This is a genomic window from Caballeronia sp. SL1002, from assembly GCF_057814995.1.
In genome coordinates, this window is sequence record NZ_JBYMUW010000005.1 from 1 (window position 1) to 25,701 (window position 25,701).

General features: G+C 63.1%; 23 protein-coding genes and 2 pseudogenes. 9 read left to right on the plus strand and 16 right to left on the minus strand.

The features are described from left to right. The coding region (locus AC3D25_RS24470) for a DUF72 domain-containing protein (RefSeq protein WP_488891076.1) at positions 1–608 on the plus strand (608 nt) is incomplete at its 5' end. Positions 609–615: 7 nt separating this feature from the next. Here AC3D25_RS24470 and AC3D25_RS24475 read toward each other — a convergent pair. Together AC3D25_RS24475 and AC3D25_RS24480 are read right to left on the minus strand one after the other, a co-directional pair. Then, complete coding sequence (locus AC3D25_RS24475; RefSeq protein WP_488891077.1) at positions 616–1,731, minus strand: hypothetical protein; 1,116 nt, start codon at positions 1,729–1,731, stop codon at positions 616–618. A 163-nt stretch (positions 1,732–1,894) separates the two neighbouring features. Then, positions 1,895–2,578 carry an MgtC/SapB family protein gene (locus tag AC3D25_RS24480; protein ID WP_488891078.1) on the minus strand — a complete coding sequence of 228 codons (684 nt, stop codon included), beginning with the start codon at positions 2,576–2,578 and terminating at the stop codon, positions 1,895–1,897. A 550-nt stretch (positions 2,579–3,128) separates the two neighbouring features. Between AC3D25_RS24480 and AC3D25_RS24485 the strand changes: the two genes are divergently transcribed. Continuing rightward, positions 3,129–4,223, plus strand: coding sequence for an AGE family epimerase/isomerase (locus tag AC3D25_RS24485; RefSeq protein WP_488891079.1), 1,095 nt, complete (start codon positions 3,129–3,131; stop codon positions 4,221–4,223). An 84-nt stretch (positions 4,224–4,307) separates the two neighbouring features. On the opposite strand, the gene AC3D25_RS24490 is transcribed toward AC3D25_RS24485, so the two are convergent. Next, the gene (locus tag AC3D25_RS24490) at positions 4,308–5,924 is read right to left on the minus strand and encodes a methyl-accepting chemotaxis protein (RefSeq protein ID WP_488891080.1); all 1,617 of its coding nucleotides are present in this window, start codon (positions 5,922–5,924) and stop codon (positions 4,308–4,310) included. 252 nt (positions 5,925–6,176) lie between these two features. On the opposite strand from AC3D25_RS24490, the gene AC3D25_RS24495 reads away from it, so the two are divergent. Beyond that, positions 6,177–6,614: a PaaI family thioesterase gene (locus AC3D25_RS24495; RefSeq protein ID WP_488891081.1), complete on the plus strand. Its 438-nt coding sequence runs from the start codon at positions 6,177–6,179 to the stop codon at positions 6,612–6,614. 84 nt (positions 6,615–6,698) lie between these two features. On the opposite strand, the gene AC3D25_RS24500 is transcribed toward AC3D25_RS24495, so the two are convergent. The 6 genes from AC3D25_RS24500 to AC3D25_RS24525 are packed head-to-tail and all read right to left on the minus strand — an operon-like array spanning position 6,699 to position 11,912. Further along, positions 6,699–7,547 carry an ureidoglycolate lyase gene (locus AC3D25_RS24500; RefSeq protein WP_488891082.1) on the minus strand — a complete coding sequence of 283 codons (849 nt, stop codon included), beginning with the start codon at positions 7,545–7,547 and terminating at the stop codon, positions 6,699–6,701. Positions 7,548–7,583: 36 nt separating this feature from the next. Continuing rightward, positions 7,584–8,327 carry an SDR family oxidoreductase gene (locus AC3D25_RS24505; RefSeq protein ID WP_488891083.1) on the minus strand — a complete coding sequence of 248 codons (744 nt, stop codon included), beginning with the start codon at positions 8,325–8,327 and terminating at the stop codon, positions 7,584–7,586. Between the two features lie 59 nt (positions 8,328–8,386). After that, a complete protein-coding gene (locus AC3D25_RS24510) occupies positions 8,387–9,223 on the minus strand; it encodes an amidohydrolase family protein (protein ID WP_488891084.1) in 837 nt (278 codons plus the stop codon). Then, complete coding sequence (locus AC3D25_RS24515) at positions 9,220–10,266, minus strand: aldo/keto reductase (protein ID WP_488891085.1); 1,047 nt, start codon at positions 10,264–10,266, stop codon at positions 9,220–9,222. Before AC3D25_RS24515 ends, AC3D25_RS24510 begins: the two co-directional genes overlap by 4 nt. 11 nt (positions 10,267–10,277) lie before the next feature. Further along, entirely contained in the window at positions 10,278–11,564 is a 1,287-nt protein-coding gene (locus AC3D25_RS24520; protein ID WP_488891086.1) for a UxaA family hydrolase, read from the minus strand. A gap of 9 nt (positions 11,565–11,573) precedes the next feature. Beyond that, positions 11,574–11,912, minus strand: a complete 339-nt coding sequence (locus AC3D25_RS24525) for a UxaA family hydrolase (RefSeq protein ID WP_488891087.1) — start codon at positions 11,910–11,912, stop codon at positions 11,574–11,576. 163 nt (positions 11,913–12,075) lie between these two features. On the opposite strand from AC3D25_RS24525, the gene AC3D25_RS24530 reads away from it, so the two are divergent. After that, complete coding sequence (locus tag AC3D25_RS24530) at positions 12,076–12,867, plus strand: IclR family transcriptional regulator (RefSeq protein WP_488891088.1); 792 nt, start codon at positions 12,076–12,078, stop codon at positions 12,865–12,867. A gap of 130 nt (positions 12,868–12,997) precedes the next feature. After that, positions 12,998–13,543 carry a hypothetical protein gene (locus AC3D25_RS24535; protein ID WP_488891089.1) on the plus strand — a complete coding sequence of 182 codons (546 nt, stop codon included), beginning with the start codon at positions 12,998–13,000 and terminating at the stop codon, positions 13,541–13,543. A gap of 71 nt (positions 13,544–13,614) precedes the next feature. Here the strand turns inward: AC3D25_RS24535 and AC3D25_RS24540 are convergent, their stop codons facing one another. Continuing rightward, complete coding sequence (locus AC3D25_RS24540) at positions 13,615–16,023, minus strand: bifunctional acetate--CoA ligase family protein/GNAT family N-acetyltransferase (protein ID WP_488891090.1); 2,409 nt, start codon at positions 16,021–16,023, stop codon at positions 13,615–13,617. A gap of 236 nt (positions 16,024–16,259) precedes the next feature. Between AC3D25_RS24540 and AC3D25_RS24545 the strand changes: the two genes are divergently transcribed. After that, positions 16,260–17,147, plus strand: a complete 888-nt coding sequence (locus AC3D25_RS24545; RefSeq protein ID WP_488891091.1) for a LysR family transcriptional regulator — start codon at positions 16,260–16,262, stop codon at positions 17,145–17,147. Positions 17,148–17,212: 65 nt separating this feature from the next. Here the strand turns inward: AC3D25_RS24545 and AC3D25_RS24550 are convergent, their stop codons facing one another. The 6 genes from AC3D25_RS24550 to AC3D25_RS24575 form a co-directional block, all read right to left on the minus strand. Further along, the gene (locus tag AC3D25_RS24550) at positions 17,213–18,586 is read right to left on the minus strand and encodes an MFS transporter (protein ID WP_488891092.1); all 1,374 of its coding nucleotides are present in this window, start codon (positions 18,584–18,586) and stop codon (positions 17,213–17,215) included. A gap of 40 nt (positions 18,587–18,626) precedes the next feature. Beyond that, a complete protein-coding gene (locus tag AC3D25_RS24555) occupies positions 18,627–20,063 on the minus strand; it encodes an NAD-dependent succinate-semialdehyde dehydrogenase (protein ID WP_488891093.1) in 1,437 nt (478 codons plus the stop codon). After that, positions 20,060–21,097 carry an aldo/keto reductase gene (locus AC3D25_RS24560; RefSeq protein ID WP_488891094.1) on the minus strand — a complete coding sequence of 346 codons (1,038 nt, stop codon included), beginning with the start codon at positions 21,095–21,097 and terminating at the stop codon, positions 20,060–20,062. Before AC3D25_RS24560 ends, AC3D25_RS24555 begins: the two co-directional genes overlap by 4 nt. Before the next feature lie 67 nt (positions 21,098–21,164). Then, positions 21,165–21,692: a formaldehyde-activating enzyme gene (gene fae, locus AC3D25_RS24565; RefSeq protein WP_488891095.1), complete on the minus strand. Its 528-nt coding sequence runs from the start codon at positions 21,690–21,692 to the stop codon at positions 21,165–21,167. 118 nt (positions 21,693–21,810) lie between these two features. Continuing rightward, positions 21,811–22,101, minus strand: coding sequence for a DUF1272 domain-containing protein (locus AC3D25_RS24570; protein WP_488891096.1), 291 nt, complete (start codon positions 22,099–22,101; stop codon positions 21,811–21,813). Between the two features lie 72 nt (positions 22,102–22,173). Then, a complete protein-coding gene (locus tag AC3D25_RS24575) occupies positions 22,174–23,550 on the minus strand; it encodes a GntT/GntP/DsdX family permease (RefSeq protein ID WP_488891097.1) in 1,377 nt (458 codons plus the stop codon). A 369-nt stretch (positions 23,551–23,919) separates the two neighbouring features. Here AC3D25_RS24575 and parA point away from each other — a divergent pair, with 369 nt between their 5' ends. The 3 genes and pseudogenes from parA to AC3D25_RS24590 all read left to right on the plus strand — a co-directional run. Beyond that, the gene (gene parA / locus AC3D25_RS24580) at positions 23,920–24,582 is read left to right on the plus strand and encodes a ParA family partition ATPase (RefSeq protein WP_488891098.1); all 663 of its coding nucleotides are present in this window, start codon (positions 23,920–23,922) and stop codon (positions 24,580–24,582) included. 24 nt (positions 24,583–24,606) lie between these two features. Continuing rightward, a pseudogene (locus AC3D25_RS24585) lies at positions 24,607–24,720 on the plus strand (ParB/RepB/Spo0J family partition protein); the annotation flags it as partial. 78 nt (positions 24,721–24,798) lie between these two features. Then, a pseudogene (locus AC3D25_RS24590) lies at positions 24,799–25,668 on the plus strand (ParB/RepB/Spo0J family partition protein); the annotation flags it as partial. Positions 25,669–25,701: the final 33 nt, after the last annotated feature.

The following is a 25,701-nucleotide window of genomic DNA, read 5'->3' on the forward strand; positions in this document are numbered from 1 at the left end:
GGCAGTTCCCGCCGAGTTTTCGCTTCGACGCAGCGAGCCTGGAGCCGTTTCTGGCGCTGCTTCCCCACGACACCGACGCCGCGCTGAAGCTCGCGAAACAGCACGAACCCATGATGGAAGGCCGCACGCTACTCGAAGTGGAGAAGCCGGGCGCGATCCGTCACGCCATCGAGATTCGGCACGAAAGTTTCGTCGATCCGGCGTTCGTCGAGTTATTGCGCCGCTATAACGTCGCGCTCGTGATGGCGGACACGGATGGCCGCTGGCCGCACATGCAGGACGTGACCGCGGATTTTATCTATTTGCGTCTGCACGGGCAGAAGACGATGTACGAAGGCGAGTACACGGACGAAGCGCTCGATCACTGGGCGGCGCAGGTCCGGCGCTGGGCGGAAGGCGGCGAGCCACGCGATGCGGATCGTGTGGCGGCGCGCGCGCCGAAAAGCACGCACGCGCGCGACGTTTTCTGTTATTTCGACAACGACAAGAAAGTGCGCTCGCCGTTCGACGCGCAGCGTTTCGCCGATCTGCTGGGTGTCGATTGGGCGGCGCAGCACGCGGCACCACGCGACGCGCTGCTCGCGTCGCGCAAGCGCCGCGCGGCGTAGACGCGCGTCAATGTGACGCGTTGTGTTTGCTGTGCCCGTGCTTCGCCGCGTGCTTTTTCGGCGCGGCGTCGCTGCGCGCGGTCGCGCTGACCGGCTGAATCGGCGACGCATCGGCAGCTTCTTCGCGCTTCGTGTTCGTCGCGTTCGGCACGCTGACGTTGGCCGAATCGGTGTCGAAGAAGGACGCAAGCGTCGCCTGCTGATTCAGCATCAGTTGCTCGATGCGCTGCTGCTGCGACGCGCTTTCCCGGCTCATGCGCAGCAACACGACCGTCTGCGCGATACCCGTTGCGACCGTCGCGAGCATCACGCACACGATGATCGTCAGCATCGTCTTCATCCGGCGCGAATGGGCGGTGGACGTGCCGCGCTGATCGGCGATCACGGCGTAGAGCGCGTCGATGGTGTCCGCGAAAGCCGTCGCGCGGGCGCGGTCGAGTTCGGGCGTTGCGTTCTGTCCGGTTGAGGTAGCGGACGCGGCTCGCTGGTTCTGCCGATCGACATCAATCAACGACGCCGCGAGCGACGCGGGCGTCGGTTGCGGTTCGTCCGGCGCGGCGTGCGCGCTTGTCGCCGCGCGCGTAGCGGACGCGGCAAGCGTTCCGGGCCTGGACGGCGCGCTATCGTTATCGGGCGAAACGTCGCCTTCCGGCGCAACGCCGATCAGCAAATCCACCGCAGGCTCGGGCTCGGGTTCAAGCGTTTCGATCGCCTGCTGCACGCCGCCCGGCGTCGCGCCGTTCGTTGCATTCCGTGCAGCTCGCCGCGAAGCCGCGCCTTCGGCCGAACCGGACGCGCTCGGCGGCACTGCCGCCATGAACACCTCGGGTAATTCGAAGCCCGCGAGCGTGCCTTGCCGGACGTCGGTGTTCATGGCTTGAAGCGTCGCGCGCTCGGCGTCTTCGGCGAACAGATCGAGCGTGGCCGCGCCGCGCGACGCCGCGCTCAACTGCGCGAGCCGTTGCGCCGAACGCGCGGCGCGGGCGAGTTTGGTGTCGGTGTCGAGCGCATCGGGGGTGCCAGCACTGGATTGTTTCGATACCGCCTGACGGCGCGGCGATGCGCGGCCGGACGAAGCGGCGGGGACGGAAGTCTGGGCGTTTTTTACAGCGGAATCTGGCATAAGTCGAAGAGTGGCGGCCGGGCAAAGGCGGCCCACAGCGGGTCACGCGGATCAGCGAATTTTTTGAGACCGCATTGTCGCACGGCTAAGCGCGTCGATCGGCGCTTTGTCCCTGCGAATCGGTCTTCAGGCGGCGGTCGGCGGTGTGCTTACCCACACGGTTCTACGACGCGCCTTCTTCCTTGAATTCGCGCACGCTCGGAAGGCGGCGCAAGTTGTCGCAAATCGCCTGATATTCCACCGACGACACCCGCGAAAGCGTGATCTGAACTTCGTCGAGATCGGTTGAATCGTCGCTTTGCTGCACGATGAACTGCTTGACCCGCGCGCTGCCCGGCCCGAGCAATTCGTGCAGCGCATGAAAGTTGAGCGCGCCGCGATCCACGAGCAGCGTGAGCTGGCGACGCTGTTTCACCGAAATGAAACGGCGTTCCAGCGGCTTGATGCCCGCGAGGATGATGAGAATGATGATGGTCGCGGCAATCGACGCCGTATAAAGTCCGCCGCCGACCGCGAGCCCGATCGCCGCGACCGACCAGAGGCTCGCCGCCGTCGTCAGCCCGCGCACGATCTCGCCGCGCAGCAGGATCGACCCTGCGCCGAGAAAGCCGATGCCCGAAACGACTTGCGCCGCGATCCGCGAGGGATCGAGCACGGTGTGTTCGTTGCCGATGACATCCGCGAAACCGAACGCCGAGACGATCATGATGAGCGTCGAGCCGACGCACACGAGCATGTGCGTGCGCAGGCCGGCCGCCCAGGAAAGCCGCTCGCGTTCGAAGCCGATCACGCTGCCGAGCGCGGCGGCCAGCACGAGCCGCGAGACGAGTTCTATATTGCCCAGCATGGACGCGTTCTCCTTGTCGTGGGCCGGGATCGAGTCCCGGCGGGTTAGGGCGGTTTGCAACTGATCCTACGCCGAACCGCATTGGTGTTAGCCAGCGCCGGCGGTGATCGCTGCGGCGCGACCCGGCGGCACGCAGCAGACGACCGTACCACGGTCGCGCCAAGCGTTGTCGTTTGAGTCGTCGTGACGGTTGACGTTCACATTCTCGTTCCCACGCGACAACGTCGCCAAGCCGATGCACACCGATTCTCTCTATTAATCAGGAATACCAATCGGTTGATGCAGGTCGTCGCGAGTCCGTGAGCAATCGCGCAGCGTCCGCGAGGACGTCATTTTTTGCCGTCTTTCGAGCGAATTATTTGTCAAATGGCGTAGAACGCCGAGCCATGTCCGATTAGACCGGACGCGCTCGCGTTTGCACAAAATTTTGATTTATCCTTATGTATCCGGTGCGTCGAATGATTTTGCCCGGTTGACTTTGCGTTTTTGTCTTCGCACTTTCAAACCGTGTCTTCGTCCGCCCTCCAACTTCCAACTACACGAGCGCCGTATGCCCGACCATCCGATTTCTCCGTCCGCCGAATTGCGTGGGCATTACGCAAACGTGCTGCTGCCGGTCTGGCGCGGCCCGGGCTTCAATACCGAACTCCGCCTGCCCTACGAAGCCGTCGCGCCCGCCGATCACGCGCCGCTCGCCCCGACGCGTTACAGGGCGATGGCTTGCGCGCGACAGTTATATGTCTTTTCGCGCGAAGGCGATCTGGAGCACGCGGCCACGCTGTTCGCATCCTTGCTTCACTATTTTCGGGATACGGTGCATGACGGCTGGTTCTACAGCGTCGATGCCGAAGGCGCGCCGTTCGAGCGCAAAAAGGATCTCTACACGCACGCGTTCGTGATCTTCGCGTGCGCGGAATATGCGCGTCAGAGCGGCTCGAAGGAGGCGCTCGCCGTGCTGGACGAAACGGCGAAGCTGGTCGAGACGCGCTTCGCCGCGAACGACGGCCTGCTTAACTCGGCGCTCTCCGAAGACTGGAGCAAAGTTGTCGAAACGCCGATCCAGAATCCGCTGATGCACTTGACCGAAGCGTGGCTGGCCGCGCGCGAAGCCACCGGCGACTCCATATTCGACGAGCGGCTCGACGTGCTCGCGCGCGCGGTCGCCGCGACCTTCGTCGATACACCGAGCGGCTGTATCGCTGAGTTGCCGATCGGCGCGGACGACAACCGGCTGGAGCCGGGGCATCAGTTCGAATGGTTCTTTCTTGTGGAAGGCAGCCGCCATCCCGCATTCGAGGCGAGCGGTCTGCGTGCCGCGCTGCATCGCGCGTTCGATTTCGCCGAACGTCACGGCGTGGATGCCGAAACGGGCGGCGTCTGCGCGGCCATCGACGAGCGCGGCGCGATGAAGGATCCGATCCAGCGAATCTGGGCGCAGACCGAATATTTGCGCGCCCTCGCCACGCATGACAGCGATTCGGCGCGCGAGCGCCTGCCCGCGCAAATCGAGCGCTTCAGGTCGCGGTTCCTGCATTCGAGCGGCTGGATCGAGATTCAGTCCGAGGACGGCCGCGTGGTCCGCGCCGATATGCCGTCCACCACGCCCTACCATCTCGCCACGGCTTACGCCGCGCTGCCGGACTGAACGTTGCCCGAGTGGGCGAAAAAAAGCCTCGCGATCGATTCATCGCGAGGCTTTTTTATGATTTCCACAAGCTACACAGGCTGCTTACACCGCGGAAAATCCCGTCGGCTCGAACGCGTTGCCGGGCGCATTTGCGTGCCGGTCGGCCACGAGCACGGCATCGGAAATATGGAACACCGACACCGCCGCCTTCAACTGGCGCGTCTGCTCATGCAGCGAAGTCGCCGCCGCCGCCGCTTCCTCGACCAGCGCCGCGTTCTGCTGCGTCATCTCGTCCATTTGCGTGACGGCCTGATTCACCTGCTCGATCCCCGTGCTCTGTTCGAGCGACGACGCGCTGATTTCGGCCATCATCTGCGTGACGCGCGAAATGGACGTCGATACTTCGCGCATCGCCTGACCCGCCCGCTCGACGAGCGCGGAGCCGTCGCTGACCTGCGACACCGACTCGCTGATCAATTCCTTGATTTCCTTCGCCGACTGCGCGCTACGCTGCGCCAGGCCGCGCACTTCGCCCGCGACGACCGCAAAGCCGCGACCCTGCTCGCCCGCGCGCGCCGCTTCGACCGCCGCGTTCAGCGCGAGAATATTGGTCTGGAACGCGATCCCGTCGATCACCGAGATGATTTCCGCAATCTTGTCCGAGCTTTTCGCGATGCTGCGCATCTTCTCGACCACTTCGTTCACCACGCCCGATCCGCGTGACGTGGCGTTCAGCGCGTCGCCCGCGAGCGAGTTCGCCTCGTGTGCGTGCTCGGCGTTCTGACGCACCGTGGCCGTCAGCTCTTCCATGCTCGACGCGGTTTCTTCCAGCGATGCCGCCTGGTTTTCGGTGCGCGCCGACAGATCGGCGTTGCCAGTGGCGATTTCGTCCGCGCCGAGGTTGATCGAATCGGACGTTTCACGCACCGTTTTCACGGTCCGCGCGACGCTCGCCTGCATCGCGGCGAGACCGGCGAACAGGCGGCCGATCTCGTTCGTGCCGTGGTCGGCGATACGCTGGTCGAGTTTGCCCTCAGCGATACGCTCGAAATGATGGCCGGCTTCTTCCAGCGGCGCGATCACGGCGCGCCGCAGCGATAGATGCACCATCACGATGCCCGCGACGAGCGCCAGGAAAATCGCCGCGCCAACGCTGCGGAACAGGACGAATCGCGAGTCGATCGATTCAAGATACGCGCGGCCCGCTTCGTCACCAAATTTCACGAAATTCTGCTGCTCGGCGAGATAGCGATCCTGGAAACCTTGCGTCGGCTGGTCGAGAAACGCCTGGATGTTGTTGCTGTCGAGGTACTGAACCAGTTCGCCGAGCGCCTGATGCAGCGCCTGATATTTTTCCTGCAACGCGACCATGCGCGCCTGGTTGTCGTCGCCGGTTTTCGGCGCGCTGGCAAAAGCGCCGAACGACTTTTCCGCGAGCGCGAGTTGTTCACGCGCGTGCTGGACGATTTCGACCGGTTCCGTGCCGCCGCGAACCATGCGCGTGCCTGCGCGCGACAAATTGATACGTGCGTCCATCAGATGCTGCGTGGTCTCGTTGACCGCGTTCACCTGTCTGAGCGCGATATTCGCCAGATTGCCGACGTCCTCGTGCGTGCGCGAGAGCGACCAGAACCCGAGCCCTTCCGTCACGACCTGGAAAAGGCAAAACACTGCCAGCACCGCCAGCAACCCTGATGCAACTTTTATTTTTCCGAACATCCGACACCCGACTTCTAAAAAAATTAGCCCTTTCCCGCGGCAACCCTAGGGTTAACGGCAGGCAGTCCGGCGGCTTGAACACGATTTTCACGAAGTTTTTGGGCGCGTCCGTCGGGCAAATCGGATGAGTTCGGCGGCCTGTCTGCAATACGCCTGAAAGATTTCGCGCGCTTTTTCGAGAATCGTCCTTGCGGAGTAGCGGATCGCTACCTACAGTCCTCTCAGGCACCGAACCCACCAAGGAGTGTCCGAATGGCCGAAATCGTCGATATTGCTCGCGGCGCGCTGAACGCGCAGCCGTTCAGCGCCTTGCTCGGAACGAAACTGATGCAGGTCGATGCAGCGAGTCTCACGCTGTGTCTGACCATTCGCGACGAACTGAGGCAGCAGCACGGTTTCGTTCACGGCGGCGTAGTGAGTTATCTCGTCGATAACGCGCTGACCTTCGCCGGTGCGCTGCGACTCGGCCCGAAGGTCGTGACCGGCGAGTACAAGATCAACTATTTGCGTCCGGCGGTATCCGGCACGTTGATGGCGCGGGCGCGCGTGATCCACGCGGGCATGGCGCAGGCGACCTGTCAGTGCGACGTGTTCGTGACCGACGGCGGCGCGGAACGGCTGGTCGCGGTGGCGCAGGGAACGGTCAACCGCATTTCGGAAGGCGTCGCGGAGCCGGTGTATCACGCCTGACCTTTGGTCGACCTTTGCGCGCTTCAGTAAAAAACCTCGCCGCGGCGAGGTTTTTTTCGATGCAGGCGTTCTGAACGCGTCGGCTTACTTGGCCGCGTAGGTCGTCTGCTGCTGCTCGCCCAGACCCTGAATGCCGAGGCGGATGGTCTGGCCGGGTTTCAGATAGACCGGATTCGGCTTCACGCCCATGCCGACGCCCGGCGGCGTGCCGGTCGAAATCACGTCGCCCGGTTGCAGGCTCATGACTTTCGACAAATACGCCACCAATTGCGCAACGTTGAACACCATCGTGCGCGTATTGCCGTTTTGATAACGGTGGCCGTCCACTTCGAGCCAGAGATCGAGTTGCTGCGGATCGGCGATTTCGTCCTTGGTGACGAGCCACGGACCGAGCGGTCCGAACGTGTCGAAGCCTTTGCCCTTGTCCCATTGCGTGCCGTGCTCGATCTGCCACTCGCGCTCCGATACGTCGTTGATGACGCAATAGCCCGCGACGTAATCGAGCGCGTTTGCTTCGTCCACGTATTTCGCATGCTTGCCGATCACCACGCCGAGTTCGACTTCCCAGTCGGTTTTCTTCGATTCGCGCGGAATTTCGACGTCGTCGTTCGGGCCGCAAATCGCGCTCGTCCATTTGCCGAAAATGACCGGCTCGGTCGGCACCGGGAGATTCGATTCCGCCGCGTGGTCCGCGTAGTTCAGGCCGATACAGACGAACTTGCCGACACGGCCGACACACGGGCCGATGCGCGTATCGGATGAAACTTCCGGCAGCGTCGAGAGATCGATCCCGCGGAGTTTTTCGAGTCCCGCGTCGCTCAGCGTTTCGCCGGCGATATCGTCAACCACGCCCGACAGGTCGCGAATTTTTCCTTCCGAGTCCAGCAGACCCGGCTTTTCCTGACCTTTCGGCCCGTAGCGAAGCAATTTCATCTGTTTCGATCCTCGTTGTACAAATAAAGGTTCAGTTCAGTTCGACCAGCCGCCGTCGATCAAATGGATCTGGCCGGTCGTGAACGACGACTCATCGGAGGCGAGATACAGCGCCAGCGACGCAATTTCCTCAGGCTTGCCGACACGCCCCATCGGCTGACGCGCGACGAACGCGGCGTGAATCTGCTCGACGCTCGCGCCCTGCGCCTTCGCCTGTTCCGCGATGCGCTCCTGCAGCGACGGCGAATCGACCGTACCCGGACAAATCGCGTTGCACCGGATGCCGCGCGTGACGAAATCGGCCGCGACCGCTTTCGTCAAGCCGATGACCGCCGCTTTCGAAGCGCCGTAGACGCAGCGATTCGCCACGCCTTTCACGCTCGATGCCGCCGACGACATATTGATGATCGAGCCGCCGCCGTTATCGAGCATGGCCGGGAGGAAGGCGCGAATCGTACGGTACATCGCCTTCGCGTTCAGGTCGAACGCAAAATCCCAATCTTCCTCGCTCGCCTCCAGAATCGATCCCGCGTGGACGAACCCGGCGCAGTTGAACAGCGCATCGATCGCGCCGATTTCCTTCGCCAGCGCGTTGACCGCCGCGCCGTCGAGCACGTCGAGCCGGCGCGCGTCGAACGGCTTGCCTTCGAGCGATTCCGTGCGAATGTCCGTCGCGATCACGCGCGCGCCCTCGGCGGCGAAGCGTTCCGCCGTCGCGAGGCCGATGCCCTGCGCGGCGGCGGTGATCAGCACGGTCTTGCCTGCGAGTCTTTGTGTCATCTACGGCTCCGTCGATTATGTTCGGGGTTTCGTTTGCTTCGATTGAATGTTTCGCGCGTTCAAAGGCGATAAAACGCTTGCGCGGCACCGCCGAACAACGACGTGCGGGCCGCTTCGTCGAGTTCGCGCGTGAGCGTTTCGGCGGTCGCGTGCCATTGCGCGTAGTCGCCGTTGAGATTCAGAACCGGCCAGTCGCTGCCCCACATCATGCGCGTCGCGCCGAAGCTGCCGAGCAGGTGATCGACGTAAGGCCGCAGCGTGTCGGTCGTCCAGCCGAGCGACGCTTCCGTGGCGAGACCGGACAATTTGCAAAACGGCTTTTGCGGTAAAGCGGCGAGCGCTTCGATAGCGGCGGCCCACGTGAGATCGGGCGTTCCCGCGTCATCGCGGATCGGCGGCTTCGCGCCGTGATCGACGACGATCCGCAACTCCGGATACCGCTCGGCAAAACGCACGAACGACGGAACGTGGCGCGCGAAAATCAGCGCATCGAAGGCAAGGTCGTGACGAATCAGCGCCTTGATCGCCGGTTCGATGTGCGCCGTCTCGATCCAGTCGTCGTCGGGCAGGTCTTGCAGCATCGGACGCACGCCCTTGAACTTCGGCTCATGCACGAACGTTTCGATCAGATCCGGCGCGTCGGGCGCGTCGAGCGGAATCCAGCCCACCACGCCTGCAATCGACGCTTCGTACCGCGCCAAATCGAGCAGATAGCGCGTCTCGGCGACTGTCGGCGCGGCCTGAACCACGACTGTCCGGTCGATATCGGCCGCTTCGCGCAGCGGTTTCAGATCGGCAGGCGCGAACACGCGATACAACGCGGCCAGTTCCGGCGTGAGCCATCCGTAATCGCCGCGCGCTGGATCCCAATAATGCTGGTGCGCGTCTACCTTCATTGCGGCACCGGCGCGGCAGCGTGCAACAGCCCTTCCGCACGCAAGTCGTCCCACAACGCGGCGGGCAACGGCTGCGAAAACGACGCGACGTTCTCGCGCACCTCGGCCGCGCTTCGCGCGCCCATCAACACGGTCGCCAGAACTTTATGCGCATAAGGAAACTGGAGGGCGGCGCTCGACAGCGCCACGCCATGCGCGCGACACACGCGTTCCAGCCGCGCCGCGCGTTCAACGATCTCGGCCGGAGCAGCGCCATAATTGAATTTCAAATCGCCATCGCCTTTCGATTCGAGGCCGCGCGCGAGAATGCCCGAATTGAACGCGCCGCCGAGCAAAATACTGACGCCGCGCGCCTCGCACGCGGGAAATAGATCATCGAGTACGCGCTGTTCGAGCAGCGTGTAGCGGCCTGCAAGCAGCGCGCAATCGATATCGAATTCCGCCATGGCTTCCAGAATCGCCGCGCCTTCGTTCACGCCGAGTCCGACCGCTTTCACACCGCGCGTCCTGCGCAATTCGTCGAGCGCGCGGAATCCGCCTTCGTCGGTCAACTGACGCCAGTAATGCGCGTTCCGTTCGCCATGCGTGTAGCGGCCAATATCGTGAATCAGCACGATATCGATATCGACCATGCCGAGACGGTGCTGGCTGTCCTCGAAAGAACGCAGGATGCCGTCGTAGGTGTAGTCGTAAATGGCCTCGAACGGCAGCGGATGTTCCCAGCCTTCGCTGCCGTCGTACGGCGTGGTGCGCGGCACGAAGCGACGTCCGACCTTGGTCGAAAGTACGAATTCGTCGCGCGGATAGCGCCGCAGCGCGTCGCCCAGCCGGTGCTCGGCTTTCGTGTGGCCGTAATGCGGCGCGGTGTCGAAGAAACGGATGCCCGCTTGCCACGCGGCGTCGATGGTGGCGATGGCCTCGGCGTCCGGCAACTCGTGATAAAGCCCGCCGAGCGGCGCGCTGCCGAGCGAAAGCGCGGTCACTTCAAGCGAAGTCTTGCCGATCCGGCGTCGGCGCGTGACAGCGCCTGATTCTTGGGTCATCGATAGTGGTCTCAGATCTGCGCGATCGTCACGGCGTGACGGGGCGTGGCGTTGGCTGGCAGACAAGCCGGTCCGACCGGCTCGAACGTTTTGTACGTCAGAATGAATTCCTGATGGCCGAGCGCCTCGGATTTCGACGGCGCGCCCGCCGCGACGCCAATCGTCGCGTCGAATACTTCACGGCCGACTTCGTCGAGCGAACCGCGGCCTTCGAGAATGCGGCCCGCGTCCACGTCCATGTCGCCGGCGAGATTGCGGAACGTGGCCGGGTTCGCGCACACCTTGATGACCGGCGAAATGGCCGAGCCGACGACCGATCCGCGTCCGGTCGTGAACAGGATGACGTGGGAACCGCACGCGATCAATTCGGCGATTTCCGCGTTGTCGCTGATGTTCGGGAACCCGAAACGCGGTTCGCCGTCTGGCACGACGTCGAGCAGATACAGACCGCCCGTCGGCGGAACGTCACCCGGTTTGACGATGCCGACAATGGGCGACGCGCCGCTTTTCGCATAAGCGCCGAGGGATTTTTCTTCTTGCGTGGTCAGGCCCCCATCGGCATTGCCCACCGCAAAGCTGCCGTGGCCGAGAATCGAGTAATAGCGCGCCGCTTTCGCGACGCACGCGACGATCTCGCGGCCCAACTCAGGCCGCGCCGCGCGCTTTTCCATGTGATATTCGCAGCCGACGAGTTCGCCGGTTTCCTCGAAGATGCACGCCGCGCCCGCGTCGATCAGCGCGTCGAACGCACGCCCTACGGCGGGATTCGCCGTGATTCCGCTCGTGCCGTCCGAGCCGCCGCAAATCGTTCCGACGATCAATTCGTCGAGCGCCATCGGCACTTTTTCTTGCGCCGCGAGTGTCGCGCGCGCCTCGCGGATCCAGTCGAGACCGTACTGGATCGTGCTGCGCGTGCCGCCCTTTTCCTGAATGGTCAGCACTTCCACCGGCCGGCCGCTTGCGCGCACGGCATCGACGAGATAGTGCTTGTTCATGCTCTCGCAGCCCAGCGACACGAACAGAACCGCGCCGACGTTCGGGTGCGTGGTCAGGCGCTCCATCATCTTTTCCGCGTAACCGTTCGGATAGCAGCCGGGAAAACCGATCAGATGAACCGGCGGTTCGGGCACGTACGCGGGGTCGTCGAAGGCGTCGAACGGCGGGCGAAACTGGCCGACGATCTCGCGCGCGACGTGATGCGCGCACTCGACGAGATACGCCACCGCGACGACATTGCGAATGCCCTTGCGGCCGTCGGCGCGCAAGTAGCCCTGGAGTTGCGGTTGATGCGTAGTCATGGCGGTCGCTCAGTGGGGCACGTAGGCGTGACCCGCGTCGTGCGTGTAGGTCGGGATGTAGTCGCTTTCGAGATTGTGCGTATGCAAATGCTCACCGGCTTTCACGTCGGCGGTCACATGGCCGATGATCGCCCCGTAGCGCAGCACTTTGTCGTCTGTTTTCAGGTCGAAACGCGCGATTTTGTGAGCCAGATCGATGGTTTTTGCGAGCGTTACGCGCGCGCCCTCGATCTCGACCGTCTCGCCCGCTTCGAGCCGCGCGCCCGCGATCAGACAGTTGTCCTGCGGGCTGAGAAGAATCAGGCGGGCGTCGGTGGCTTGCGCCGGTAAAGAAGGTGGATGCTCCACAACAGATCCTGATGGTCTCGTATGGGGTTTGCCTTGATGCGCACATTTATCTATGAACGTATTATTCATATACGGACAATTTGAAGTCAAGCGAAGTGCGCTGCACCATTGGTCCGTACTTTCCCTAGCGTCGCTCGGCGCCCATGACACGAACCGGTTCAGTATGGATCCAGACGACAACTCCGACGCCGACCGTTATCGCGCACCCGCGCTGGATAAGGGTCTCGATATTCTCGAACTGCTCGCCGAGCAGAAAGACGGCCTGACGCGCGCCGAAATCACGAAGCGGCTGGGGCGCAATGCAAGCGAGATGTATCGCATGCTGGAGCGTCTCGTCGCCCGGCAATATGTGGTGCGGTCGCCCGCGGGCGACCGGTATTCGCTCAGTCTGAAGCTTTTTGCGCTGGCGCATCGTCATCCGCCGATGAACCGGTTGATCGCCGAGGCGCTGCCCGTAATGCAACGTTTCGCCGACGAAGCCGAGCAGTCTTGCCATCTCGCCGTCTACGATCGCGGCAACCTGCTCGTCATCGCGCAAGTCGACGGGCCAGGCACGTGGGGCATTTCGGTGCGGCTCGGCTCGCGGGTCGGCTTGATCGATACGGCGTCCGGCCGCGTGATGCTCGCATTTCAGCCGCCCGAACAGCGCGAGTACATGCTCGCCGAGCACACGAAGGTGAAAGGCGAGATTGCGCTTGACCCGGATGCGCTGGATCGCGCGTATCCCGATGTTCGGCGCGACGGTTATCTGTGCAAGGAAAGCCAGCAGACTTTCGGCGTGATGGATCTGACATTTCCGCTGCTCGGGCCGTCGGGTCAGGCGATTGCCGCACTGACGTGTCCTTATCTGCGGCGGATCGACGGTTATGTCGCGCCGACACTCGACGCTGTCACGACCATGTTGCGGCTCGCGGCGGACGAACTGTCGATGTTCCGCGACTCGGCTTCGGCCTGAAATAACCACCGGTCCGGTGTAAAGGCCGCGCATTTTCGGGATATCCGCGGCGACGCGTTAGAATGGCGGCCCTCTCAAAAAGCGGGACGCCGCCGCAAGCGGCTATTCCGTGCTCTCATCGACGTACATCATGGCGAAACTTCTGTCCGATCCCGAATTCCAGCGCTTCTCCGAGCTTCAGCAAAAGCAGGCCAGCTTTACGATCACGCCCGAGGAAGCCGACGAACTGCGCGATATCGTTGCCCGCGCGCAGAAAAAACGCGATGACCGCGCGTCCGCGATGCAAACCATCGAGTCTTTCATTCAGCAGTTCGATATCAGCCCGGACGAGCTTTTCTCGGCCGAGCAGATCGGCGACGCCGCCCGCACGTTCGGCCTGATTCCCGCCGCCAAGAAAGAACGCGTTCTGCCGCCGCAACTGACGCACAACGGTAAGCCGTATCAGTGGACGTCGCGCGCGTTGCCCGACGATATCCGCGTGCCGTTGTTCGACGCGTTCAGCGCGGGTTTGTCGGTGAAGACGTTTATCGCGACGCCGAAGGACGCGATCCGTTGCGCGGCGACCATCGCCCGTCTGGAACGCGAAACCGGCAGCACTTACGCCGACGCGTGGCTCGAAGAATTGTCGCTGTCGCGCACGCAGATCGACGAGGCGCAGGCGAAAGCGGCGGCTTGAGTCCGGCTGTCTCTCCCGTGGTTTGGAAAACCGCCCCGCCTCATACGCGGAGCGGTTTTTTTTCGTCAGTGCTAAGCGGCGGCGGTCGTTTCCGGGCTTGCCTCGCACAGCCGCAATCTAAAACCGACGACGCCCGGATCTTCGGTCTTCGTCACGGTGAAGCCGCTGCGGCGCGCGAGCGAGATCATCGGCGTGTTTTCGCGCAGCGCTTCGCCTAACAGCCAGCGCGTGCCACGCGCCTGGCTGTACGCAATGATCCGGCCCAGCAACAGCGCGCCGAGCCGGCGTCCCTTCTGATCGGAACGCACCGCGACGGCGAATTCGGCGGTTTCGTTGTCAGGATCGGCGACGGCGCGCACGACGCCGAGCGTTTCCTGCACGCCGTTCTCGCTCGCGCCCGTGGCGATCAGCGCCATTTCGCGGTCGTAGTCGATTTGCGTCATGCGCGCGAGCTGCGAGTGGTCGAAGCTGCGCACCGAGCCGAAAAACCGCAGCCGCAGATCTTCCGGCGTCATCGCGGCGACAAAGGCGCTGTGGGCCAGTTCGTCCTCGGGCCGGATCGGCCGCACGGTCAGGCTTACGCCGTGCCAGTCGATACGCTCCTCGAGATTGCGCGGATACGGCACGATTGCAAGCGGCCGGCGGAGCGCGCCGAGTGTCAGGTGCGGCTCGTAGACTACGACGGCATCGCGCGTCACCCGAACCGTCAACTTCAACGCAACGATCTGCTCGATGTCGCACACCACTTGCGACAACGCGGTCAGCGCCGACAACAAACGCTCCGCCGGTAATTCCCGCGCGCGCGGCGAACGCATCACGATGTCGCGAGCGAGCACCGGGTTGAGCGGCGGCAGCGCGAACTCGTGCAGCGCGCCCGGCAAGCCGAGGACGCCCGCCGCCGTGAACTCGAAAACCGGGCCGAAGACCGCGTGATTCAGCAAACGGACATCGACTTCGATCGCTTCAAGACTGCGCGGTCCAGCCGGGCCAGGGCGCACGGCAAGGTCGAAGCGAGCCAGCACGCGCGCCGCGCGCTCGCCGTCCAGTTCCGCGATACCCGCCGCCAGCGCGGCACGAATCTCGCCCTGCGCCGCGTCGATTTCCGCCGGAACCTGCGCGGGCAGACCGTCCGGCGTCTGCATCAGTAATTCGCGGCCATGCCGATAATCGACAAGCCGCGCGAAGCCGCGCGCGAGCCGCTGCGGCGTCGTGTGAACCGGAATGCCGTTCGCGTGCAGTTCGTCGCGTGTCGCGCGATCCGCGCAGCCGAAGAAACACGCCAGCATGCCGCGATACGCATGCTGCCGATGCGCGATCAACATGCGCGCGACCTCGGCCACGGGCGCGGCGTGCGTGGGCGCGTGAACCACGAACACCGTGCCGGTCTCGCGATGCGGCGCGAGCGCTTCGAGCGCGGTGCCGAATTCTGCCGCCGATGCGTCGTCGCCGAGTTGCAGCGGATTGCCGATCCGCGCGCGCGGCAGCGCATTCGACACGGCTTCGCGCGCCGCCGACGGCCAATGCGCGAGCGCGTCGCCCGCAGCGACGAACGCGTCCGCCGCCAGCGCGGCCACGCCCCGGTCGCTCGTAACCACCGTCGCCACGTCGCTCGCGGCGACACGGCCGACACCGAGCGTCTCGATTTCGTCGAGCAGGTCGTCGAGGGAATCGACGCGCACGAGGCCCGCGCGCCGGAACGCAGCGCCGTAAAGCCCGTCGAAGCGGTCGTTATTCCCCGTGCGCAGCACCAGCACCGGCTTATTGCGCGCCGCCGCGCGCGCCGCCGACATGAATTTGCGCGCCGAGCGTAGGGATTCGATCGCAAGCAGAATGGCCCGCGTGGATATATCGCTCGCGAGGAAATCGAGGATGTCGCTAGCATCGACGTCGGCTTCCTCGCCCAGCGCCACCACGCGCGAAAAGCCGAGGCCGCGCGCCCGCGCCCAGCCGAGCACACCGTTGGTCAACGCGTTCGATCCCGACACCCACGCCACGCCGCCCGCATTGATCGAGCCGAACGGCGCGCCCAGCACTGCGCCGAGCGATGGCGTCATGACGCCGAGGCTTGCCGGCCCGACGACCCGCAACAGAAAAGGCCGCGCCACCGCCAGCGTGCGCGCGGTCCAGTCCTCGTTTTCATCCGAGCTTTCCCGCGCGCCACTGCGGTCCCCCGCCTCGCCCACGATCACCACCGCGCGCGTCCCGCGTCGCCCGAGTTGCTCGACGATGCCCGGCCAGGTCGGCGGCGGCGTACAGATCACGGCGACCGTTGGCGCTTCGGGCAAATTGTCGACCTCCGCGAAGACGCCCTGCCCGTTTAGATCGCGATACTTTGCATTGACCGGCCAGAGCGGCCCGCTGAACGCCTGCTCGGCTAGTTGCGACCAGACGATCTCGCCCACGCTGCCCGGACGCAACGACGCGCCGATCACGGCGATCGACTTGGGACGAAACAGGGCATCGAGATTGCGAACGGTCATGGTCGCTCCGAAAGGCGAGGCGCATCGGTAGTCAGTCGCTCAAGGATAGGTCATTCCCCGGTGCCGCTCCATTAGACCGAAAGTCATAGGCGCCAAGGCCGCGCGCGTATCAGAAAAGCACAGTTTATTTATCGCATTCCAGATAATCTCAATCCTCAGACAAAGCCGAAAATTGAGCGCCGAAGCCGCTTGAACCGCTTCGAACGCGCCCGATATGCAGAAGCAAGGAATGAGAGATGCGCCGTCTTCCATCGTTGATCGCATTACGTTTTTTCGAAGAAACGGCGCGTCATCTGAGCTTTAACCGGGCCGCCGCCGCGCTTTGCGTCACGCAAGGCGCGGTGAGCCGGCAGATTCGCCTGCTCGAGGGAACGCTGGGCGTGAAACTGTTCGATCGCGATCATCGCGGCATCCAGCTCACACCGGCCGGATCGCGGCTGATGCCAGCGGTGTCGGAGGCGTTCGACGTCATCGAGCACGGCACGCGCCTCGCCTGCGGTCATCACGCGCGGCAACGGCTGATCGTCTCGATGCCGCCGACCTTCGCCACCCAATGGTTCTCCTCGCGGCTCGGCGCGCTGGCCGTGCAATTGCCCGGCGTCGATCTCTCCATCCGCACGCAGCCGGCCGAGGCATCGCAGTGCAGCGTTCGTTTCGGGCGCGCACGCGCAACGCAAGGCCCTTCCGAATTGCTGATGACGGAACGGCACGTCCTGGCCGCATCGGCGACATGGCGCGATGTTCCGCTCGACGCCCTGCTCGACCGCCTGCCCGCGCTGCATGTTCTTCACGACGACGCGCGTCTCGACCTCTGGCCGAACTGGCTTCGGGAAGCCGGATTGCCCGCGCGCTACGCCGAAAACGGCATCGAGTTCTCGAGCCTCGAACAGGCCATTCAAGCGGCGAAGCGAGGCGTGGGACTTGCCGTGATCGACCACAACATGATCGTCGATGAACTCGCCGAAGGGACGCTCGTGCGGCTCTCCGAGGTGGAAGTGCGCGGGCCGTATGGCTACTGGCTCGACATGCCGCGAACGCAGACCAGCACACAGGCGTTCGCGAACTGGCTGATTCGCGAGGCGCGCTCGTCCGGCCTGGCAGTCCTCGCCACAAACACGCAATAAAAAAGCGTCCGCCGAAGCGGACGCGATTCAAAGGTGAGTATGTTCGGGAGCGGGTTTCTGCGCGATCAGTTCACGCCGCTCGCCTGCCGCAGCGTCAGGTTCTTCGTCTCGGGTGCCAGCAGGATCGACACGATCATTCCGATCAGCAGCACACCGGCCAGCACGAGCATCGTGACCTGGAAGCCGAATCGGGAGATTCCGACCGGCAGCAGGAACGTGCCGATGGCCGAGCCGAGCCGGCTGCACGCAATGGCGAGTCCCACGCCGCACGCGCGCACTTCGGTCGGAAAGCATTCCGGCGGAAACACGCCGACCAGATTGCTGAACGCGGACATCGTGAGCGTGAAGATGGCGAACGCGACGATCATCGCGATGCTGGCGGTCGGCGGCAAGACGCTTAATGCCGCGAGCATCGCGCACGTCACGGCGAACGAGCCGATCAGGAAGTGGCGTCGCGGCAGTTTGATCGTGAGCCAGATGCCGAGCACCGCGCCCAGCACCAAGAGCCCGTTCAGCAGCAAATCCGCGCCAAAACCATCGCTCAGTCCGATCAGTTTGAGAATGCCCGGCAGGAACGTATAGACCGCGAAATACGGAATCACGAGGCACACGAAGAACGCGCAATTGAAGATCGTGCGGCGGATCAGATCCTTCTCGAACAATCGCGCATAACCCCGCCGGCCATTCGCGGCGAGCGTCGTCGGCTCCGGATCGAGCGATACGTGCGGTCCGAAATGCTTCAGCACGATCGCGCGCGCCTCGTCCGCGCGGCCCTTGTTCAGCAGCCAGCGCGGCGACTCGGGCGTGCCGATCCGCATTACCGGCACGATCAGCGCGGGCACGCTCGCCGAAGCCAGCAGCCAGCGCCACGCGTCCGGCACGCTATCGCCGAAATGCAGGCCCAGCACGTTCGCGAAGACATAGCCGATCGTCCACACGACACTGAACGAGCCGAGCAGCGCGCCCCGATGCTTGCGCGGCGAAAACTCCGCGAGGATCGCGTGACCGACCGTGAAATCGCCACCCATTCCGAAGCCGATCAATACGCGCAGCATGAACAATTCGAGCGGCGACGTCGCGAAGAATTGCAGAAACGCAGCCACGGTAATGATGATGAAGCTCGTCAGAAAGATCCGCTGGCGCCCGAGCCGGTCCGACAGCCAGCCGAACACGAGACTGCCCAAAAAGATGCCGATCAGCGCAGAACTGCCGATCGCGCCCATCCAGAACGGATCGAGCGGCATCTGGCGGTTGAGCGACGTCAGCGCATACCCGACCGTGCCGAGCGCATAACCCTCGGTGAAATGCGCGCCGAACGTCAGGCCGGCGATCTTGATGTGAAAGCGGTTGAGCGGAATATCGTCGAGCGGAATCTGGCGCGACGGCGCGGTGCTGGAATAGATGGGCCGCTCGGGAAGTTCCAGATCGGTGTGATTCATGCGATGTCTCCTTCGTGTTTTGGTTCGCGATCCGAAATGTTCAGCAGCCGAGGCCGCTCATCATCACGTATTTCAGTTCCATGTATTCGTCCATCCCGTACTTCGATCCCTCGCGTCCGAGCCCCGACTGCTTGACGCCGCCGAACGGCGCGACCTCGGTCGAAATGATGCCTTCGTTGATGCCGACCATGCCGATTTCGAGCGCATCCGCCATGCGCCACGCGCGCCCGAGATCGCGGGTGTAGACGTACGCGGCGAGGCCGAATGGCGAATCGTTGGCGAGCGAAATGGCTTCGGCTTCGGCGCTAAAGCGAAAACACGCGGCGACCGGCCCGAACGTTTCTTCGTCGGCGATCAACATGTCGCGCGTGGCGTCGGCCAGCACGGTCGGCTCGAAGTACGTGCCACCGAGCGCGTGCGCGCGGCCGCCGGTGAGCACGGTCGCGCCGCGGCTGACGGCATCGGCGACATGCAGTTCGACCTTGTGCATCGCCGAGCGATTGATGAGCGGACCTTGATCGGTGTCGCCGAGCAAACCGTCGCCGGCCCGCAGTTTTTGCACCGCCTGCGCGAGGCGCCGGACGAACGTGTCGTACACGCCGTCCTGCACGTAAAAGCGGTTCACGCAGACACAAGTCTGCCCCGTGTTCCTGAACTTCGACGCAAGCGCGCCTGTCACGGCCGCGTCGAGATCGGCGTCGTCGAACACGATAAACGGCGCATTCCCGCCGAGTTCGAGCGAAAGTTTCTTGAGCGTCTCCGCCGATTGCGCCGCGAGCAACTTGCCGACGCGCGTCGAACCGGTAAAGGAAAGCTTGCGCACGATCGGCGACGCGGTCAGGACCGCGCCGATCGCCAATGCATCGCCCGAAACCACGTTGAACACGCCCGGCGGCACGCCCGCTTCCTCCGCGAGCACGGCCAGCGCGAGTGCGGACAACGGCGTCTCCTCGGACGGCTTGAGCACCATCGTGCAGCCGGAAGCGAGCGCGGGGCCGGCCTTGCGGGTGATCATCGCGAGCGGGAAATTCCACGGCGTGATGGCCGCGACGACGCCGACCGGTTCGCGCGAGACGAAGATCTTCGATCCCGCCTTGGTCGCCGGAATCACGTCGCCGTAACTGCGCTTCGCCTCCTCCGCGAACCATTCGAGAAAGCTCGCCGCGTAGGCCACTTCGCCTTTCGATTCCGCGAGCGGCTTGCCCTGCTCGCGCGTCAGCAATTCGGCCAGCGCGTCGCGATGCACGAGCATCAGTTCGCCCCATCGACGCACGCGCGCGCCGCGTTCCTTCGCCGTCAGCGCGCGCCACGCGGGAAAGGCGGCGTTCGCGGCACCGATCGCGCGTTGCGTCTCGGCGGCGCCCGCCTTCGCAACATCGGCGATCAGTTCCTGGTTCGCCGGATTCAGCACGGCGTAAGTTTCGCGGCTGGAAACCCACGCGCCGTCGATGTAGTGTTCGTCGCGAAGAAGCTTCATGCGATGCTCTCCTGCGCGCGCTCGAACACCGTGAGCGGTGCCCGCGGCTCACGTTCGATCCGCCGCCCCGCCGTGTAGTCGTTGATCAGATCGCACGGCGTGTAGTTGCGTTCAAGCTCGTGGATATCCTCGCCGGTGAGCGTCGTGTCCAGCGCGGCCAGTGCGCTGTCGAATTGGGCGGCCGAATCCGCGCCGACCAGCATGCTCGCGACGCCCGCCTGATGCAGCACCCACGCTTGCGCGATCTGTGCCGCGCTCACGCCGCGACGCGCGCCCACGCGCGCCACGGACGTCGCAATCTCGCGCGACACGGCGTCGCCGTACATTTGCGACGTGAAGAAATCCGTCTGGTTCCGCGTGGACGTTGAATCGCAGGTCAGGAGACCGCGCGCGAGCGGGCTGAACACCGACACGCCGATACCCTGATCCGCGCAATACGGCATCATTTCGCGCGCTTCCTCGCGATACGCGAGGTTCAGTTGCAACTGCATGTTGATCGGTTTGTGCCAGCCGTTCCGTTCGCATGCCTGAACGATTTTTGCGAGCTGCCACGTGTACATCGTCGATACGCCGATGTAGCGCGCCTTCCCTGCCCGCACGATATCGTCGAGCGCGGCGAGCGTTTCTTCCACCGGCGTGTTCACGTCGAAATAATGCAGCATGTAGATATCGACGTAATCCATGTCGAGCCGGCGCAGCGACGCGTCGATGCTGTCCATCACGTGCTTGCGCGAGTGGCCGCCCGCATTCTGATACGCGCCCATGTCGTAACCGACCTTCGTCGTCACGACGATCTCCTCGCGGCGCGCGAGCCGCTTCAGGATCCGGTCGACCACTTCCTCGCCTGCGCCGGTCGAATAGAAATCCGCGAGATCGATGAAATTGACGCCGGCTTCCAGCGCGTGGCGCACGATCGGCTCGCTTTGCGCTTCATCGAAAATCCAGGGCTTCCATTGCGGCGAACCCATGTTCATCGTGCCGAGGCACAGACGCGACACCTTGAGGCCGGACTGGCCCAAACGAACGTATTGCATGCGAGTCTCCACCGTCCGCCAAGCGCGCTTGGGGACGTGTTTGATCAGGTTTTGAGGTGTTGAAGGGTTACGCGGCGCGCGGCGTGTAGAAGGGATTCGAGACGTCGCGCGCCGCGGCGAAAACGTCTTCCTTGCGCGGGAGGCCGAGCATCGCCGCCTTCAACGCCGATTGCGCCGCGAGGTAGTTATTGCGGAAGACAGCGTCGAGATCGTCGGTCTTGGGATTCACCCAGTTCGCCGATACGACGACCCACTCGTTCTCAGCCTCGGGTGGCAGCACGCCCGTTTCGAGCGCCTCGGCGACCGCCCGTGCGATGCCCGCCTGCGACGCGCCCCACGTCGCGTTGCCATGGAAATCGCCGTCGATCTGCGCCTTGTTCACGTAGAGCGTGAGCGGCTTGGTCGGCACGCCCGGCCTCGCGATCACGACAAACGGCGCGTGACCGGCGGACGGGGTCGCGAGCGCGGTCGCGAAGGCCTGGCCGGCGGGTCCGTTGCGCGGTCCGACGAGCACGTTGATGTGGGCGAGATTGACGCCCGGGCCTTCGAAACCTTCGCCTACATAAAGTTGCTGCTGGAGATGAGGTGCCGGCATCGCTAGTTCCTTTCAGGGGTGGAAATCAGTGAAAGGATTGTGTGTGGGCTAAATTTAGCCTGATAGCGATGATTCCTGACGCAGGGTATGAGGGCGGCTCATGTCTGTTGCGTTGTGCTCAGCGCTCTTCTGGTGGCAGCGCGCCGTATCGATCGAACAACGCGCGGTGCGCCGAGGCATCGACTTCCGCAGTGACGCGCTCGGTGGACGCCGGGCGCGTCTCGAGCTTCGCCTTTGGCCGGATGGGTCGATGCTGAAAATTGCCGCCGCAATTCGGACAAACATTTCGAAGAAAAGAAAGCGCGCACATTTCGCAGAAAGTGCACTCGAACGTGCAAATCATTGCGTCGCGCGCATTCGGCGGAAGCGGTTTGGAGCAGCGCTCACAGGTGGGGCGAAGGACAAGCATGAATGTCTCCTAATGATCGATTGACGCTCAGCGTACTGCGCTGGCTTGCTAACCCACCAAACTACTCGCAAATCACGTCAGAACGCCCCAGAGCACGAGTGTCAGCGCGAGTCCGACGACGGAGACGATGGTCTGGAGCACCGACCAGACGAACACCGTCTGCTTTAGTTGCAAGCCGAAATATTCGCGGACCATCCAGAACCCGGCGTCATTGACGTGACAGAAAAATACGGAGCCCGCGCCGATTGCAAGCGCGATAAGCGAGTTATGCGTCGCGCTCAAACCAGCGACGACCGGCGCGACGATACCTGCCGTCGTGGTCGTCGCGACGGTTGCCGAACCGGTCGCCTGGCGCAGCGCCACCGCAATTAGCCACGCTAAAAGAATCAGCGGAAGGTGAGCGCCGACAGCAATCTTGCCGATGGTCGAACTGATCCCGGCGACAACGAGTGTCTGTTTCAGCCCGCCGCCCGCGCCGATAGTCAGTAAGAGTCCCGCGATGGGCGGCAAACTCTTACGCAGAATTGCACCGACGCGATCGCGAGGCATGCCGCGCGACCAGCCTAGCGCAACGATTGCGAACAGTACTGTTAAGCCGAGCGCGATCAGAGGCTCGCCAAGAAAATTGAGCGTATCGAAAGCGAGGGTTTCGGGAACGAGCGCAAGCTTTGCTACCGTGCGGCCAAGCATCAGAGCGACGGGTAGCAGGATCGTCACGATCGAAATAGCGAAGCCCGGTGCGTCGCCGTCTTGACGATCCCCGGCGAAGAGTTTGCCCATCTCCTCCGGCTCTTCGACATGCATCCTGCGCGAAAGCCACATACCGTACAGCGGTCCGGCGAGGACCACGGCCGGAATAGCGACGATCAACCCGAGTCCGAGCGTGATGCCAAGATCGGCATGTAGCGCGCTCACGGCGATCAACGGGCCGGGGTGCGGCGGGAGAAGTGCATGAAGCGTCGTCATACCGGCGAGCGCAGGAATCGCGATGCGCAAGATCGGCTGTTTCGAGCGCCGAGCCATCACGAAGATGATCGGCACCATCATCACCAAGCCCACTTCAAAAAAGAGCGGCATCCCGACGATGATCGCGACGAGCGCCATCATCCACGGCAGCGTTCGTGGAGTGGAGTGCTTGAGAATCGTGGTCACGAGCCGGTCGGCCGCGCCCGATTCGGCCATGAGCGCGCCGAGCATCGCGCCCAGCGCAATGATGATGCCGACGTCGCCGAGTAGCGCGCCCGCGCCCTTACTGAACGAGCTCGCCACCGTTTCGAGCGGTAGATGGGCAGTAAAGCCCGCGACGAAGGAGCCGATCAATATCGACAGGAACGGCGCGATTTTCAGCGCGCTGATGAGCAGAATGATCGCGGCCAAACCGAATGCGCAGGCGAGGATTAGTTGTGTGTCGTGAGAGGCCCACGCGGTGAGGGCGGTCGTTGAATGCACTTGCCTGTATCCCTTGAGCTGTTGCGCTGGTTTTTACGAACCGGCGCATGTGTGCCGGCGGCGGTTTGCGGATTCTATGACGACAGGCTTACGGCCGGCTTGTGGACTTTTAGCTTCACTTAGACGACGGGGTGTGCTGTTGGCAGGATGGTCGCCTGACTTTATGCGCATAAAGTCTGCGGGCATCGCGTCCGCCTGGCGTTCTACAAAGAATTGGCACCGTGCTGGCGCGTAGGAGAGCAGCGACCCAACTTTATGCGCATAAACTCGGCCGAATGGCTAATCGCTACGACTTTTTATGAATTAGACATCGAAAAACTTGAATCGCAATGTAAAATTAAAAAGGCTTAAAAACTAGCGGAGCGACAAGTGGCAGCGGAAATCATTGCGATTACCCAACAGAAGGGCGGGGTCGGCAAAAGCACGATAGCGATGCATCTCGGCGCTGCGTTCCACGAAAAAGGAAAGCGCGTCCTCGTCGTCGATGCGGACGGGCAAAACACGCTGGTGCATTGGGCAAGCGCTGGGACTGACGGCGAAAGCGGTATTCCGTTTCCCGTCGTCAATCTCTCTGAAGCGGGCGGCCAAATTCATCGCGAGATCAAAAAGTTCGTGAACGACTATGACGTGATCGTCGTCGACTGCCCACCGTCGATTACCGAGAAAGTGTCGGGGGTCGTATTGCTCGCCGCGACAGTTGCGGTCATTCCCACGTCGTCATCGCCTGCCGATTACTGGTCGAGCGTGGGACTGGTCAAATTGATCCAGCAAGCCCAAGTAATGAATGAAGATCTCCGTGCCGTCTTCCTTCTTAACAAGACGGAAGAAAAACGGATGCTCACGCGGGAGCTCAAGGTTGCGCTTGAGGAGCTTGGATTTCCGCTGCTCAAAACGCAAATCCCAACTCGTGAGTGCTATAAGCAGGCAATGGCACTCGGTCAGACGGTTTTGCAGATGAACGATCGCGGCGCACGACTGGCCGCGCTAGAAATTCGCGCATGTGCAGACGAAGTTCTCGCCATGCTTCCCTGACTTTATGCGCATAAAGGACCTTGAATGAAACCGTCTCCCTTCGCCAAGGGCTTCAAAGCCCGCCCCGACACGACGAGCAGCGAGAAGCGGACGGCGCTGGATCGTCTGAACGCAATCGACGGTATCGTCAGCAACGATCCTTCGAACAAACCCGCGGCGGCAGGCAGGTCAAGCACCTTCGGCGCCGATCAAGCGCCCGACACCGCGATGGGCGCAGAATCCGACAACTACAAAACGTGGCGCCGTGAAAATCAGTACACGCCAGGGCAGTTCATCGAACTGCCCTTAAAGGCGATTAAGGCCAGTCCGTTTAACCCGCGGCATTTTTATCTCAAAGCTTCGATTGCCGAGCTGGCCGTGAATCTTGCCAAGCAGGGTCAGCAGCAAGCTATTCACGTCATTCCGGACTACGAGAACCCCGGGACATTCTTCGTCAGTGATGGTGGGCGGCGAGTTCGCGCGCTGAAAGAGGCCAACAAGGATACGGTCAAAGCCGTGGTCATCGATCTTCCCATCGGGATCGAGAGCTACAAGCTTGGATATGACCTCAACGTTCAACGCGACTCCCAAACGGTTTTCGATAACGCCGTAGTCTGGAAGCGCTTTCTCGACGACAGCCATTTCCAAAGCCAGCGCGAATTGGCCGATCACCTGGGGCTCGACGAATCAACGATTGCTGTTGCGCTTTCGATCGCCAAACTTCCCGAAGGCGTCATGCAGGAAATGGTCGCGCGGCCTGACCGGTTCGGATCGAACATGGCGTATCAGATCACGCGATACCACACCGCGCGGGGCGCCGACGCGACGCTGCGGCTAATCAACAAAATCGTCTCCGACGATTTGAGCACGCGCCAGGTCGCCGATATCGTGAAGGGCCGCGCGAGCGCCAGCGAAACCCCGAAACCGGCGGGACGCCAGCGTTACGCGCAGCGACTGGAAATCAAACTCGATGGAATATCGGTGGGGGATTTGAAGACTTACGGTGAAGATCGCCTTGAACTGCGGCTGCGCGGCTTGTCCAAAGACAAACGCGACGAATTGCTTCACCAGATCGAAACCATGCTCGAAACCGCCGCGAAACACTGAGCACGTTGACGTTGACGTTGACGTTGACGCGCC